13 protein-coding genes are annotated in these 16145 nt (G+C 37.6%); 2 read left to right on the forward strand and 11 right to left on the reverse strand.

Annotated elements, in window-relative coordinates:
* Window positions 1-89: 89 nt before the first annotated feature.
* The 3 genes from hemH to E1I69_RS10675 all read right to left on the reverse strand — a co-directional run bounded on the left by hemH (window position 90) and on the right by E1I69_RS10675 (window position 4423).
* Window positions 90-1022: a ferrochelatase gene (gene hemH / locus E1I69_RS10665; protein WP_136379595.1), complete on the reverse strand. Its 933-nt coding sequence runs from the start codon at window positions 1020-1022 to the stop codon at window positions 90-92.
* 23 nt (window positions 1023-1045) lie between these two features.
* On the reverse strand, window positions 1046-2083 hold the full coding sequence (gene hemE, locus E1I69_RS10670) for a uroporphyrinogen decarboxylase (RefSeq protein ID WP_136379596.1): 1038 nt from the start codon (window positions 2081-2083) through the stop codon (window positions 1046-1048).
* 201 nt (window positions 2084-2284) lie between these two features.
* Window positions 2285-4423, reverse strand: a complete 2139-nt coding sequence (locus tag E1I69_RS10675) for a transglycosylase domain-containing protein (RefSeq protein WP_136379597.1) — start codon at window positions 4421-4423, stop codon at window positions 2285-2287.
* A 364-nt stretch (window positions 4424-4787) separates the two neighbouring features.
* On the opposite strand from E1I69_RS10675, the gene E1I69_RS10680 reads away from it, so the two are divergent.
* Both E1I69_RS10680 and E1I69_RS10685 read left to right on the forward strand, forming a co-directional pair.
* Window positions 4788-5294, forward strand: a complete 507-nt coding sequence (locus tag E1I69_RS10680) for an antibiotic biosynthesis monooxygenase (protein WP_136379598.1) — start codon at window positions 4788-4790, stop codon at window positions 5292-5294.
* Between the two features lie 116 nt (window positions 5295-5410).
* A complete protein-coding gene (locus E1I69_RS10685; RefSeq protein WP_136379599.1) occupies window positions 5411-6829 on the forward strand; it encodes a hypothetical protein in 1419 nt (472 codons plus the stop codon).
* A 71-nt stretch (window positions 6830-6900) separates the two neighbouring features.
* On the opposite strand, the gene prpB is transcribed toward E1I69_RS10685, so the two are convergent.
* The 8 genes from prpB to E1I69_RS10725 form a co-directional block, all read right to left on the reverse strand.
* On the reverse strand, window positions 6901-7806 hold the full coding sequence (gene prpB, locus E1I69_RS10690) for a methylisocitrate lyase (RefSeq protein ID WP_136379600.1): 906 nt from the start codon (window positions 7804-7806) through the stop codon (window positions 6901-6903).
* Between the two features lie 30 nt (window positions 7807-7836).
* A complete protein-coding gene (locus E1I69_RS10695) occupies window positions 7837-9279 on the reverse strand; it encodes a bifunctional 2-methylcitrate dehydratase/aconitate hydratase (RefSeq protein WP_136379601.1) in 1443 nt (480 codons plus the stop codon).
* An 83-nt stretch (window positions 9280-9362) separates the two neighbouring features.
* On the reverse strand, window positions 9363-10874 hold the full coding sequence (locus E1I69_RS10700) for a tripartite tricarboxylate transporter permease (RefSeq protein WP_136379602.1): 1512 nt from the start codon (window positions 10872-10874) through the stop codon (window positions 9363-9365).
* 15 nt (window positions 10875-10889) lie between these two features.
* Window positions 10890-11339 carry a tripartite tricarboxylate transporter TctB family protein gene (locus E1I69_RS10705; RefSeq protein ID WP_136379603.1) on the reverse strand — a complete coding sequence of 150 codons (450 nt, stop codon included), beginning with the start codon at window positions 11337-11339 and terminating at the stop codon, window positions 10890-10892.
* A 65-nt stretch (window positions 11340-11404) separates the two neighbouring features.
* The gene (locus tag E1I69_RS10710) at window positions 11405-12448 is read right to left on the reverse strand and encodes a Bug family tripartite tricarboxylate transporter substrate binding protein (protein WP_136379604.1); all 1044 of its coding nucleotides are present in this window, start codon (window positions 12446-12448) and stop codon (window positions 11405-11407) included.
* 244 nt (window positions 12449-12692) lie between these two features.
* Entirely contained in the window at window positions 12693-13370 is a 678-nt protein-coding gene (locus E1I69_RS10715; protein ID WP_136379605.1) for a response regulator, read from the reverse strand.
* A 13-nt stretch (window positions 13371-13383) separates the two neighbouring features.
* A complete protein-coding gene (locus tag E1I69_RS10720) occupies window positions 13384-14976 on the reverse strand; it encodes an ATP-binding protein (RefSeq protein WP_136379606.1) in 1593 nt (530 codons plus the stop codon).
* A gap of 145 nt (window positions 14977-15121) precedes the next feature.
* The gene (locus E1I69_RS10725; protein WP_136379607.1) at window positions 15122-15994 is read right to left on the reverse strand and encodes a LysR family transcriptional regulator; all 873 of its coding nucleotides are present in this window, start codon (window positions 15992-15994) and stop codon (window positions 15122-15124) included.
* Window positions 15995-16145 lie beyond the last annotated feature (151 nt).

Consider the following 16145-nt stretch of genomic DNA (forward strand, 5'->3'; position numbering starts at 1 on the left):
AACTTCGCCTTCTTTCAATAGAATGTTCAAAAAGTGAGGTGAACGGCCATTTTCACCTTCCCTTTTGAACTTTTATTTAAATGTATAGATTATTTTTGTATTTCCTTTAAAACAACAGTTGCCAAACAATCGATAAATTCAGGTTTCGCATTTGGCATTTCCGGACGGTAATAGCTTACACCTAGCTCCTTTGTAACAACTTTACACTCATAATCATTGTCATATAGAACTTCTAAGTGATCCGCAACAAAACCTACTGGAATATAAACAAACGCCTTGTAGCCTTTTTCATTATACAGGTCTCTCGTTAAATCTTGAACATCTGGACCTAACCATGGCTCAGGAGTATTTCCGGCACTTTGCCAGCCAATTTCAACATTTCTCACACCAGCAGCTTCTGCAATTAAATCAGCCGTTTCTTGTAATTGGCTTGGATATGGGTCGCCTGCTGCTATGATCTTTTCAGGAAGGCTATGAGCCGAAACGATTAATACTGCCTGTTCACGTTCTTCTTCAGTCATTGAAGCAAATGTTTGTTTCACTTGATTTGCCCAATACTCGATGAATTTAGGCTCTTTATACCAGCTTTCTACGGATGTAATTGTGGGTCCCCCAAGTTTTTCTGCTTCTTCTTTGGCACGGCCATTATAGGATTTTACACTAAAGGTTGAAAAATGAGGCGCAAGAACAAGACTCACCGCTTCTTCAATGCCATCCTCATTCATTTGTGCAACTGCATCCTCTATGAATGGTTCGATGTGCTTCAAGCCTTGGTAGATTTTAAACTCAATATCATCTTGAATTTGATTTAAATGTTCTTCTAGTTTTTTACCTTGTTCAGTAGTGATTTTTGCAAGAGGTGAAATTCCACCAATTGCTTCGTACCGACTACGAAGGTCTTCAAGCATCTCTGGTGTTGGCTTACGACCGTGACGAATATGTGTATAATAGCGTTCAATATCCTCTTCTTTGTATGGAGTCCCGTATGCCATTACGAGTAAACCCATTTTCTTTTTTGTCATTAAATACACCTCAAAAGACTAGATTAATTTTGTTTTGAATATTCGTGGATGAATGTAGTTAGACGCTTCAGTGTCTCAGGTTTCACCTCAGGGAATACGCCATGTCCAAGGTTAAAGATATAGCCTGGTTGCTGCATGCCTTGGTCTAAAATTGCTTTTGCTTTTTCTTCAATGACTTCCCACGGAGCTAATAGAATAGCTGGATCAAGGTTTCCTTGAACCGGTTTTGTGACGCCAAGTTCCCTTGCTTTCATAATTGGGAGGCGCCAATCAAGTCCTACAACATCTAAAGGCAGATCATTCCATTCTAATGCTAAATGGCTTGCACCTACTCCGAACATAATCAATGGCACGTTTTCCTCACGTAGTGCTGAGAATATACGATGCATGACTGGTTTAATGAAGTGACGGTAATCTTCAACATTTAGTGCCCCTACCCAAGAGTCAAAAATTTGTACAGCTTTTACACCTGCAGTTATTTGTGATTTCACATATGTAATCGTCATTTCAGCTAATTTATTCATAAGAGCAAACCAAGCATCTGGCTCTGCGTACATGAAAGCCTTCGTTTTATTATAATTTTTTGAAGGTCCGCCTTCAATCATATAGCTTGCTAGAGTAAATGGTGCCCCAGCAAATCCAATCAATGGTACTGAAAGCTGTTCTGTAGTTAAAAGCTTAATTGTATCTAGAACATATGGAACATCCTCTTCTGGATGAATTTCTCCAAGCTTTTCAACGTCTTTAATTGAACGAATGGGGTTACTAATAACCGGACCGACACCAGCTTTGATCTCAACTTCTACTCCAAGTGCTGGAAGTGGAGACATGATGTCTTTATATAGAATTGCAGCATCTACATCATATTGTTCAACTGGAAGTCTAGTGACATATGCACATAATTCTGGTTGATGGGTGATTTCAAATAGTCCGTATTTTTCTTTTATTTTTCGGTATTCAGGTTGGGAGCGTCCTGCTTGGCGCATATACCAAACAGGTACATGTTCAGTTTTCTCACCTCTAGCTGCCCTTAATAATGTATCATTAAAACCCTTTTGCATATGTATTTACCTACCTTTCAACATCTTTACACAATAGTTACCATAATAGCACAAATAAGTTTCATTTATTAAATATTTGTTTCATTTATCCTCACTCTATCACTATAATTGTTTCTACTATCCTTGTATACAAAACCACGTCAAATGTCAAAAATTTGACGAACATTAAGGGTGGTTAAAGGAATCACCACCCTTAATGTTCTATTTATTCGAAAAAAAGGTAGGCTTAACAGATTTAGAATGTGTACCTTCTTCCTTTGTTTGTGAATTATATGGAACAACAAAGTAGGATGGCATCGAAAAAATGTTTACATTTTCAATTTCATATCCCCCTGTCCCCCTTACAGAACCCACATATTTAACAGTTTTCGAATTCTCCTCATAGATTCGATATTCAATCCGTTCATCCTCTGAAGGAGTCCAATTTAATGAAACCGTAAATAACCCTAGCGGCTTAAACGTTAAATTAGCCTTCACATCATCAATTTCAGAAAGCCTTATTGGTGGCTCAAGCTCTTCCACATCCTTCGGGGTAGAAAAAGCTGTTGCTTTTTTCAACTCTGAGTGATCGAGAATTTTCTTGAATAATTTCGTTGGAGAAGAACTACCCCCTTTTAAATAATGAGTCGTATCTGTCCGGTCATAGCCCATCCATATGGTCCCCACAACAGAGGGAGTAAAGCCGACAAACCAAGCATCCTTTATCCCATTTTCAACACCAGGTAAATTGGTTGTCCCAGTTTTACCAGCAAGTGCACCGGAATAACTTCCGGCTCGTGCCGTACCGTTATCAACAACCCCTTCAAGCATTCTTGTCATATACCATGCCGTTTGTTTTGAAAACGCCTCGGTCTCGTGCGTGGATGCCTCTCCAATTACTTTACCGTCTCGATTCTCGATTTTACTTATAACATGTGGTTCAATAACTTTTCCTTCTCGGGCAAAGGCACGATATGCTTTTGCCATAGCTAGTGGAGAAATACCCTCTTTCAGTCCACCTAACGCAATTGACAGACCCTGGTCTGGTATGGTGATTCCTGCTTTCGTTAAATATTTTTTAGCCGTATCAATTCCGAGTCTGTCAAGCATCCATACAGCAGGTGCATTTGCTGATTCAATTAGAGCATCATACATCGATATTTTCCCTTTATAAATGCCCGATATATTACTTGGTTCATATTCTCCATAGGATAGCTTTTTATCAACAAGCATCGAATAAGGGTCAAACTCATCTTCTTCCAAAGCAGGTCCATATACTGCAAGTGGCTTTATTGTAGAGCCTGGCTGACGCTTTACCAAAACTCGATTAAGGCCCCGACTTACATAGTTCCTGCCCCCAATACTCGCTAAGACACCACCAGTGTCATTATCGAGTAACACGAAAGCACCTTCGACTTGGTCATCGACTCCCGGAAAATTGTTTTGATCTTTAAAAAGTTCATATGCTGTTTTTTGAATTTCTAATTGAAGCGGAACTGTGATGGTATAGCCACCTCTGAGTAATTCTTCATTTGACAGATTAAAGCGTGTCTTCGCCTCTTCAAACACCATGTCGATATAGGTTAATAATGAAGGATCTCTTTCAACCTCATGAATATCCAACGCAACTGTCTTTCCTAGGGTCCTGACAGCCTCCTCGGGTTGCAAAAAGCCCTTTTTCTCCATTAAGTTAATAACCAAATCCCGTCTCTGTTTGCTTTTTTCAGGATTAAGAATGGGGGAATAAGTAGATGGTGCTTTTGGGATTGCTGCAAGCAGCGCCCCTTCTTCGACAGTTAAATCACTTACATTTTTATTAAAATAAAACTTTGATGCAGATTGAATACCATATGCACCATGTCCAAAGTAAATTTGATTTAAATACATTTCAAGAAGTTCCTGCTTGCTATATTCCTCCTCTAAATTAATAGAGATGATTAATTCCTTCGTTTTTCGAAGAAATGTTTTTTCGTTTGTAAGAAACACATTTTTTGCAAGCTGTTGTGTTATCGTACTGCCACCTTCTACCTTTCCACCAGCTACAATATCTTTATAAATGGCCCTTCCAATCGCCTGAACGTCGATACCGTGATGCTTGTAGAAACGTGTGTCTTCAACCGCGATAAACGCCTGTTGGACATATTCCGGAATATCCTTTATTGGTACAATGTCACGATTCTCATAATATAGTTTCGTTATAAAGTGGCCATCCTCGTCGACTAGTTTGGTTGCAGAATTCATGACCAGTTTTTTGTCATCAATTACATAGTCACCTGCATATATGATAAGCAAATACCCACACAATCCAAGGACAAATGAACCGACAATAACAAAAAATGAGAGAAATAATTTCTTTTTCATAAAATGACCTCCTTGGAAGATTTAAAGTTAAAGCGCCTCGAAAAGATGAACATCGACTAACTACTGCCACGTCCTGTGGCAAACGTCGATGTCAGCACTTCCTCGAAAATGCGGCGCATTTTCTTCGTGCGATGTTTATGCTGTCGAAGCCTTCCTTGTCCTATGCAAGTCCGACAAGCATAAGAAAAGCCGGCGAGAAGGATGCAGTTTATCCTTCTTGACGGATTGGCTAGACCAGAGAGGGGCTAGGCGCTAAAGTTAGATAGAATGATTGTAGATGTTTTCAAAAATCTGTTATGTTATCTTTTAGTATAACTGTAAAAGATTCCTACTATGTATTACGTATAAATAAAGGAGTGGTTACGTGAATTTTTATTTTGCGTTTGGAACGGTTGACTTTTTAGAAAAGCTTGTTCAAAAACATAAAAATGAAAACATGGCCTTGTTTTATAACAATGAAACAGCCATCTTGGCACATGAAACAACAAAGAAGTCCGTTTTTGCTGCACCACGAAAATATGAAGTTCTAAGCGGTTCCGGGAATTTTAAAGACTCATTTTTCACGGCACTTACCTATGTACCCGTGACCGATGAAGGTAAGCCCCTATTCGAATACAACATTGCCCAAAAGATTTCAATACTAAAAGACAAACGAGGATTGGTCGCTTTTCGCGTACTTCGACCTTTGAAAAGTGATACCTTTGTGATTGCTAGCTTTTGGTTGAAAGAGTCTTATTATTTGGATTGGACCCGCTCATCGAGCTTCGAAGAACTGGAACAAGTGATTGAAAAAACAAATGCAGGAATCAACCAAACTGTTTTTTCAGGTCCGGTTTATACAAAAACGTTTCATTCATTAAAAGAGAATTAAAAAACTTTACTCCCTTCTCACACCTCATCCCCTTCAACATATTCTGTATTACAAACATGGGTAAATGTGTAAGTTACCTTTGCTTGAATTCGGATTAGTTGAATGGGGGTTTTGAAATGTTAGTCGAATTAACCGCCCTGCATTGGATATATGTTTCGTTTATCCTCTTAATCATTGGCTTTATGGTAATGAGGAGAGACACCTCACTTATTTGTATAATTGGCATCTTTTTACTGGCAATTACCGCAACCGGATCCATAAGCGCTTCCATTAGCGGGGTATTTAATAGCTTTATTTATGCAATAACAGAATTACTCTCGACCATTCTCGTCATCTCCATTATCGTTTCAATGAGTAAGGCATTAACAATTACGGGTATCAATGATATCATGATCGCTCCTTTTGCAAAACTGATTCGGTCCCCGGCACTTGCTTATTGGACAATTGGCATTGTAATGATGGTCATTTCATGGTTTTTCTGGCCATCCCCTGCTGTTGCCTTAATTGGTGCAGTTCTTCTGCCAGTAGCAATGCGAGTTGGTCTTCCGGCATTAGGGGTGGCAATGGCAATGAACTTATTTGGTCACGGAATTGCATTGTCGAGTGATTTTATCATTCAGGCAGCTCCTAAGCTTACTGCAGATGCTGCAGGTCTCGAAGTACTCGAGGTTGTAAAAGCAAGTATTCCATTAGTATTTGTAATGGGGATTGTGACAACAGTCGCTGCCTACATTCTCCTTCGTCGCGACATGCGAAAAGGCACACTTTCGGTTAGTGGAGAATCAAATTATTCAAATCCATTAACAAAAGACCTCACAAAACAAGAAGAACAACAACTAAGAACATTGTTATCTCCATCTGCAAAACGTCTCTTCGCAATCTTAATCCCTATCCTGTTTGCCTTAGATGTAGTAGCCATGTCTGCATTGAATCTTTCTGGTGGAGATGCAACAGCTCTTGTCGGAGGCACATCCATTATTATTCTTCTTCTCATTTCACTTGTAGCCCATAAAAATGAGGGGTTAGAAAAAACGACAACTTATTTAATTGAAGGCTTTCAATTTGGTTTTAAAGTGTTTGGTCCGGTGATTCCGATCGCAGCCTTCTTCTATCTTGGCGACTCTGGTTTTGTGAAGATTATTGGCGACTTCTTACCTGAACATTCACAGGGAATAGTGAACGACCTAGGAGTTAGTCTTGCTTCTGTCGTACCATTAAATGCACCAACTGGAGCCATTACCTTAACCATTGTAGGTGCAATTACCGGGTTAGATGGATCAGGTTTTTCTGGGATTTCGTTAGCTGGATCCCTAGCTGCATTGTTCTCAACAGCGATTGGGGCAGGTGCTGCAACATTAACAGCATTGGGGCAAATTGCTGGCATCTGGGTCGGAGGAGGAACTCTTGTCCCTTGGGCACTAATCCCTGCTGCTGCGATATGCGGGGTTGACCCTTTTGAGCTTGCGAGGAAAAACTTGCTTCCAGTCACAATTGGTTTAGTTGTGACGACGATAGTGGCAATGTTTTTGATATAAGGATATTAAATGAAAAAACCTCTCGAAATGAGAGGCTTTTTTCATAAATTTTTACTAATCTTAAATTTATTTTACTTTTCGGTTAATACAGTTCTTGCAATCTCTGTATCTAGTTTTTCGAAGTCATAATAACTTATTGTTTCATATAAATCTTTTCTTGTTTGCATGCTGTCTAGGAATTCCTTTTGTGTGCCTGTGGTTTTAATTTCAGTATAAACATCCTCAACAGCCTTTGCCGCTACTCGTAGTGAGGTAACTGGATAAATCACCATACTATAACCAAACAATTCAAATTCTTTTGCACTATAATAAGGTGTTTTCCCAAACTCTGTCATATTAGCAAGTAACGGTGCTTTCACCATAGTTTTTACTTTATGAAACTCTTCTTCTGAAGTTAAAGCTTCTGGGAAAATCGCATCAGCCCCCGCTTCAATATAAAGGTTTGCTCTTTCAATCGCTCGATCAATTCCCTCCACAGCAACTGCATCTGTTCTTGCGATTATGATTAAGGATGGAGCTACTTCTTTAATGACTTTTATTTTTTGGGCCATTTCTTCAGGACTAACAAGTTTCTTCCCATTCAGGTGACCACATTTTTTCGGTAAGTCCTGATCTTCAATTTGTACCGCAGCTACTTTTGCTTCAACCATTTCACGGGCTGTTCTAGCCGCATTAAGAACCCCACCAAATCCTGTATCAATATCCACTAAAAGTGGTAGGTTTGATGCACGAATTAAATCTTTTGCCCTGGAAGCAATCTCCTCAGAAGTCACTATGCCTAAGTCAGGAAGCCCTCTACTAGCAGTATATGCTGCTCCAGATAGATACAAAGCTTCAAATCCTGTCTTTTTTGCAAGAAGAGCGCTTATTCCATCATGAGCACCCGGAATTTGCATAATAGCAGGTGCTTCCATTTTTTTACGAAAAATCGAAGCTAGTTCTTCTTGACTTCGTTCTTTATCAACAATCCACGCCATGTCATTCACCTCGTATTGAACATTAGTCTGTTAGATAACTAACTTTGACATAAAATCATTCACATTCGTATTAGATAGTTTTTCTAGATCTGAACATAATTCATAGATTTCGTTCACTTTCTTTTGTGGGAAACGTGTTTCTAGATTATCTATGAACTTTCTTTTTAATAATGGAATCCCTTCATCACGTCTGAAACGATGTCCAAGTGGGTATTCTCTTACAACATTTGCTGTCTCTGTTCCATCCTTAAAGAATATTTGAACCGCATTCGCTATTGATCTCTTATTTGGATCTAAGTAATCTTCACTATATTGTTTATTTTCAACAACTTCCATTCTATCGCGCAAAGAATCGACTCTAGGATCTTTTGCAGTTTCCTCTTCATAGTGATCTGCGTTAATCGTTCCATATAATAAACCAATCGCCGTTATATATTGAATACAATGATCACGGTCTGCTGGATTATGCAACGGACCCTTTTTATCAATAATACGAATAGCTGATTCATGTGATGTAATGACAATTTTATCAATTTCTTCTAGTCGATTAATAATTTGCGGATGTAATTCAACCGCACATTCTGCAGCAGTTTGACCATGAAATTCAGCTGGATAAGAGATTTTAAATAGAATATTTTCAATCACGTAAGATTGTAATGGTCTTTCTAATGTAATTTCCTCTCCACCAAAAAGAACATCTTGGAATCCCCAGTTTGGTGCAGAAAGCGCTGTTTTATATCCCATTTCTCCATTTACAGCCATTAAAGCAAGGCGCACAGCCCTGCTTGTTGCATCACCAGCAGCCCATGATTTACGAGAACCAGTATTAGGGAAATGACGATATGTTCGTAAGCTTGAATTATCAATCCATGCATTGGATAATGCATTCATTACTTCTTCCTTAGTTCCTCCAAGCATTGCTGTAACGACAGCAGTTGATGCAATTTTTACAAATAGGACATGGTCTAATCCCTTACGATTTAAACTGTTCGTTAAGGCAAGAACACCTTGGATTTCATGGGCCTTTACAATCGCTTTGAGAACAGTTTCCATCTTAAGTGGCTCTTTCCCCTCAGCTATTTGTTTTCGACTTATATAATCTGCCACGGCTAGAATTCCACCTAAGTTATCTGATGGATGACCCCATTCTGCAGCTAACCATGTGTCATTGTAATCTAACCAACGAATGGCACAGCCGATATTAAAAGCTGCATGGACTGGGTCTAATTCGAATTGAGTGCCTGGTACCCTGCTACCATTTGGAACAACAGTTCCTGGGACAATTGGTCCGAGATGTTTTGTACATTCTGGATATCGAAGAGCTAAGAAGCCACATCCGAGTGTATCCATCAGAACGTATTTCGCAGTTTCAATTGCAAGTGCACTTTCGATTGGCTGATTTAAAACGTAATCTGCAATTTTTTCAATAATTTCGTCAGTCTTTAGATTTGGATTTGTTTTAATGTCCTGCATGAACGATTCCTACCTTTCATTCTTTATCAAATACGCCTTGGTGTAATTGCACCAGATTTTTTAGTTACTTCTGTTGAATAAAGTTAGACGTTTTGATCAATTGATGTATCTAGATTGTTTTTCTTTTTTCTACTACGGAAAATTGGAACAATAAATGAAAGTAAAGCAACAATTAGTAATGCACATGCAATTGGCTTTTCAATAAAAATGAGTAAACTTCCATTAGAAATAGTTAGAGCTTGGCGTAGTGATTGCTCCATCATGCCGCCAAGAATAAATGCTAATAACATTGGTGCTGCAGGAAACTTAAAATATGCCATAAAATAGCCTAGAATTCCAAATATGACCAATAGAAATAAATCAAACGTTCTAAAGCTAATTCCATAAACACCGATTATACAAAAGATCACAACCAAAGAAATAAGCATTGGACGTGGAATTTTCAATATTTTAGATATATATGGGATCAATGGTAGATTTAAAATTAATAGAATTATATTCCCGATATACATACTTGCAATTACACCCCAAAAAACATCCGGGTGATCGTTCATTAATAGCGGACCTGGTTGAACGCCAAGTACAATTAATGCCCCTAACATTACTGCAGTTGTCCCTGATCCGGGTATCCCTAAACTAAGTAAAGGCACGAATGCACCACTTGAAGCACCGTTATTTGCTGCTTCGGGTGCTGCTAATCCAACAATTGAACCCTTGCCAAACTCTTGAGGTTTTTTAGAGAGCTTCTTTTCAGAAATATATCCTAAGAAGGAAGCAATCGTTCCTCCCGCACCAGGCAGAACTCCGATTAAAAAGCCCATTACTGACTGTCTTCCCATTGGCGCAGCCAATTCTTTATATTCTTTTTTAGACAGACGGAGACTTCCTAGTTTACTTGAATAATTTCCACTTTCCCTACGTTCAAAAATAAGTGAACTAACTTCAGCTAATGCAAATAACCCCAAAGCAATTACTAGAAAGTCAATACCTTCTAATAAATTTACATTGCCAAACGTAAATCTTGTTGTACCGGTTTGACCATCAATTCCAATTGTTGCCACAATAAATCCAACAGTTGCTGATATTAATGCTTTTATCGTAGAACCATCCGAGAAACTAGATACTGTCATTAAACCCATGAGCATTAAGGCAAAGTATTCCGCAGGTCCAAATGATATCGCTACATTTGCAAGTACAGGTGCAAAAAGTGTTAATAAAACAACACTTATTGTTCCTCCAACAAACGAGGCAATCGCTGCGATGGCCAGTGCCTTACCTGCCTTACCTTGTTTTGCTAGAGGATAGCCATCAAAGGTTGTGGGTACAGACATTGATTCACCAGGAGCATTTAGCAGAATTGATGATGCAGCACCGCCATATGCTGCCCCGTAATATACCCCTGCCATTAATAATAACGCCATAGCTGGATCCATACCATAAGTGATTGGTATCATAACAGCAATCGCTGTAATCGGACCTAAACCTGGGATCATTCCAATTAATGTCCCAATAACCGCACCTAAGAATACAAATGTCAAACCTTGAAAACTTAACGCTACTTTAAAACCAGTAATAATTCCATCAAAAACGTCCATTGTGCTTCCCCCCTTCTAAAAAGGCAATATACCTTGTGGTAATGAGATTTGTAAGAATTTGCTAAATAAAAAGTAGATTGCAAGAGGGATCGCTAGAGAAACGATTAAATTACTTTTCCACTTTTTGTATCCCAAAAACCATGTGTTACCAAAAATAAAGATTGCAGTTGTAATAATGAACCCTAAAAATTCAAGAAGAATGATAAATAGGAGTACAAAACCTAAAACTGTCAGGATTACTTTCTTTTCACCAGTTGGAATTTTTGTCTTACCTTGTGAATGATTGTCTTTTTGAAAAAAAAGGAGAATTGAAAGCAATAGTAATATAAAACCTAATGTAATTGGCACTGCATCTGAATCAACTGGAACATAAGGATATGCCGGTAAGCGGAAAGCTAACACTAAATAACCTATTGATACGAATGCCAGAATGAGTGATATTTTCTTATTTACAGTATTTAACATAAGTGCACCACCTTTTTTAAAGGAGCCAATGACTAGAATCCATCGGCTCCTTTCTTAGTTAATACTTATTTTCCTAATCCAAGTTCATCAAGAAGCGCCTTCATTGAATCTCTTTCTTCAGTTAGGAATTTTTTGTATTCTTCATGATTCATGTACATTGGGGCCCAACCATATTGCTTACGGATGTCTGCCCATGCTTGTGAATCACTTAATTCTTTAAATTTCTCTTCATAATATTTCACTGCAGCTGGATCCATATCTGGTGGTCCAAAGAAACCTCTCCAGTTAACAAAAGTTGCGTCGATTCCTTGTTCAAGTACAGTTGGGAAGTCTTCTAACACATCACCCTCTAATCGTTCTTCAGAAGTTACACCTAGCACCTTAATTTTCCCTGCCTTAACCTGTTCAACAGTTTCAGCTACCCCTGTAGAGAAAACTTGTACACTTCCATTTAGAAGCTGTGTTAACGCTCCGCCATCCTGGTCAGATACATATTTAATCTTTGTAATATCTACTCCAGCAGCCTTGGCTACCTTAATAAATTGAATATGATCCATGCTTCCTGGTGAAGAAGCTCCTACTACTGAAATACTTGCTGGATCTTTCTTCATGTCTTCAAATAATTCATTTAAATTATTCCACTTTGCATCAGCTCGAACTGCAATTGCAGCATAATCAGCAATGACATTTGCAAGAGGCGTAAAATCTTCAAAATCGAATTCAGATTGACCATTTAGTGGAACCAATAGCATTGGTGGTGAAGTTACGAATAGATTATATGGGCTTTCCTTTAATGAATGGATGTATGCCCAAGCAACTGCGCCTCCACCTCCAGGCTTATTCACTACCCCTAATCCTTGATCAATAATCTTTTCATCTTCAAAAACTTTTGCAGCCATACGTGCAGTTGTATCCCAACCGCCACCTGCCCCGGCTGGTGCGACAATTTCAATGGCTTTTTCTGGTGCCCAGCTTTCCGCTGTTGCATTATCACCAGATTTTTCTGATTCGTTTTCTTTTTCCCCTGAGTTATTTGAAGTTGAGCTGTTTGAACAAGCTACTACGAATAACACCAAAAGGATTGAAAGAATGGAAAGTACTTTCTTCATAAAAATCCCCCTTGTATTTTTTTACTATTAAAGGCTTAACTTCCTTTAATAAAGAAATAATATCTGACAACTTTTATGTTGTAACCGTTTTCAATTTAATGAATTTAATGTCTTTTATGAACATTTTGTTCATTTTGTTCACAAATGTTTCACAATTGTGTTTTACTCTTAAAATAGTAAAAGAACCTAAGGAGTATTCCCTAAGTTCTTCACAAGACTTTTTTGTCGATTTTCTCCATAGAATTTACGATATAATTCGATACTTTCTCTCTGGTCTGCCTACGATCCCATATTCTAATTCCGCAGTAGCCTCACCAGTTGAAATAATATATTCTAAATATCGTCTAGCAGTTGTTCTAGAAGCTCCCATCCTTTCTCCCATTTCCTCTGCAGAAATTCCATCAACAACCGTTTTCATAATACCGATTACCTTTTGTAAGGTTAAAGGATCAATCCCTTTTGGCATATCTTCATTTTGTTTAACAGTTAGTTGTGAGTTTCCGAAAATAGAGTCAATTACATGTTGATTAATTTCGGATTCAGTATCAAGTAATTGTCTGCGCTTTTTGTAATTCTCTAGTGTTGAAATAAATCGATCAAGCGTAACTGGTTTTATGATATAGTCGATAACGCCATTTCTTAATGAACGTTCAACTAGTTCTTTTTCAGTAGCTGCCGTAATCATAATGACATCTATGTGTGGAAAATCCCTTCTTATTATAGGCAACAAATCAGTTCCAAGCTGATCTTGCATATAAATGTCGAGGAGCAATAAATCAACATCTTCTTTTTCTAATAGCTTAAGAGTTTCTTCCCCAGTCAATGTTTTACCCACTACTTGTACATCTTCAATTTTCATAAGAAACCTTTCATGGACTGATGCAACTCTGAAATCATCTTCGGCAATCGCAACTCGAATCACATTATTCCCCCCCTTAGCTAACACTCTTCATTTCCTTAGGAATAAAGATTGAAAAAACAGCTCCTTCTCCACCATTGACATTGTTTATTTCAATAGTTCCATTTAATTCAGTTACAGCCTGTTTAACACTTGCTAAACCAAATCCCCTATTTTTTCCCTTTTTGGTTGAAAATCCTACCAAAAAAATATCAAGCTGACTTTCAAAATCGATACCGTCCCCAGAATCTGCCACCTCAAAAACAATATCATTACCGATATCCGTTGTGAAAAAAGTAACTTCTTTTTTACCATGGCTTTTGATTACTTCTTCGAATGCGTTATCAATAATATTTCCAAGAATTGTGATTAACTTAGATAAGTCCACATGTTTTGGAAGTGGTTTTAAAAAACTATTTGGATCGATTGTAAAGCTTATTTTATGCTCGGAGGCTTTTCCGATTTTACCTAGCAAAATAGCTTGAACTTTATGATCATGTATCTGTTCGAATAAAATTCTACTTTGAACTTGCTGATTAGAAGATTCCATTTGAATGAAATCTATTGCCTCCTGGTATTCTCCTAACTGTAGTAAACCAGATAAAGCATATAATTTATTTGTAAATTCATGGGTTTGTGCTCGCAAATCCTCTGAATACTTTCGAACCTCCGAAAGGGTATTAACCATTTTAGTAATGTCTGTTTTATCTCTAAAACTTGCTACTACTCCTACAATCCTATCTTTCTCAATAATCGGTGTCCTATTTACAATGACTACCCGATCCTTTAAAATCATTTCTCGGTCGCTTTCAAGTAAACCCGACTGTAAAACCCGATACATTTCAGTATTTGGAATTACTTCTTCAATCGGTTGATTAATAGAGTTATCTCTTATTCCTAATATACTTTTTGCAGTATTGTTCATTAATGTAATTTTGCCGTGCTCATCTACTGCAATTATCCCTTCTTTTATTGAATATAAAATAGCATTTCGCTCTCTATATAAGGAAGCAATTTGGTGTGGTTCAAGCCCTAGTATATCTCTGCGGATGTTTTTCGCTAGGAGAATCCCTCCACCAATTCCAAGTATCAAGACGAAAAAGGCAATGATGCTATATTTAATTAACCGATTTGAGATTACTGCACGTATATCTTCTTGCATGAAGCCTACTGATACAATTCCTATAATATTCCCTTCTGAATCAAAAATGGGTGCTTTACCACGTAAAGACGGGCCTAAGGATCCGATAGCCTTTGATGTATAGTACTCCCCATCAATTAAAGCTTGATCATTATCGCCACCAACCATCTTTTTCCCTATTTTCCATTCCTGCGGGTGTGAATAACGAATGCTATTCTTATTTCCTACAATAATAAATTCCGCTCCAACTTCTTCACGTATTTGTTCAACAATAGGTTGGATTACCTCTGCTGGATCTTCCAATTCAAATGCTTCTTGAATTTCAGGCATAAATGAAACCGTTGTGGCGACCTGTAAAGCAAGTTGGCCCATATTTTGCTCAGTCTGTTTTGATTCAAAATACGAAAAAATAACTGTTAAAAATACAATGACAAATAATAGCAATGATATTATCAATACAAGAAGTTTAGTTTGTAATGAGACTCTCAAGTTGAGCACATTCCCTTCTTCTAGAAAATAGGGCCTTTATACTCATTTTATGCTGAATTGTCTGAATTAATCAAGAACATTAATGATAAAAAAATACCCGCTTTATCCTTCTCTAGGTGAAAATGAATTATTCTCTACCATGCTTTCAAAGGGTATCTTCTATATTTAAGCTTTTAATAAACGAAACGAATGCTTGTATAACCTTTAATTCAAGTGACTCATCATGGTAAAACATCCATGTCTTTCGAATAAGGGGCAATCCATCTTGAACAGTCAAATTAATTTTTTGAATTCCTTCCATCCCGTTTAATATCATTCCTGGCATAATCGCATAACCTAATCCATTCGCAACCATTTCCTTACAAGTATCAACTTGATCTACCTCCATCGTTACCATAGGCGGTTTTGAATAATTCTCTGACCACCAATTATCAACGAGGGATTTTAGTAGATTATCAGTTTTGTAATCGATTCTCGGTAAATTGGGAAGCTCTTCCACATTCACTTCACTTTTTGAGGCAATACAAAGTTGTTCCTCAAATAAAAGCTGCTTTTGTCCTTGCCAATGATAATCTCCGCGTACAAATGCAATGTGGACATCCTTTTTATATAAAGCATTAAACATATCCCTACTCCATCCAGTTGAAACCTGGAACTCAACATTAGGATACTGATTTTTAAAAAGTCTTAATAACTTGGGAAGCTTATATTTTGTAAAATAACTTGAAACGCCGAACTTAATTGTACCTACTACGTTATTGTCCATATTTGATAAATTTTCTTTAATTTCCTGCAGCTTTCGAACCATTTCTTCAGCACTTTTTGCTAAATATTCCCCCTGTGGGGTAAAATGGACACCCCTTCGTCCCCGGTTAATAATTTTCGTACCAAATTCCTTTTCAATTTGTTGTATGCGATTTGTAAGTGCCGGCTGAGAAAGGTACATGCTTTGAGCAGTTTTTGTTATATTTTTGTTTTCAAATAAAAGCTTTAAAATTTCCCAATCCTGACTTCTCATAACATTCCCCTTAATTAGATATTGATTTTAATTATGGCTAACTATCAAAATCCAGTATTTTACTTATATGTAGTAGTATACTATATTTTTGATATAGGGCTTTAACATTTTGACCTAAAATCTCCTTGATTTCTGTCTCTTATACACATCT

It is taken from the genome of Bacillus timonensis (assembly GCF_004799755.1).
Classification (GTDB): Bacteria; Bacillota; Bacilli; order Bacillales; family Bacillaceae_L; genus Ferdinandcohnia; species Ferdinandcohnia timonensis_A.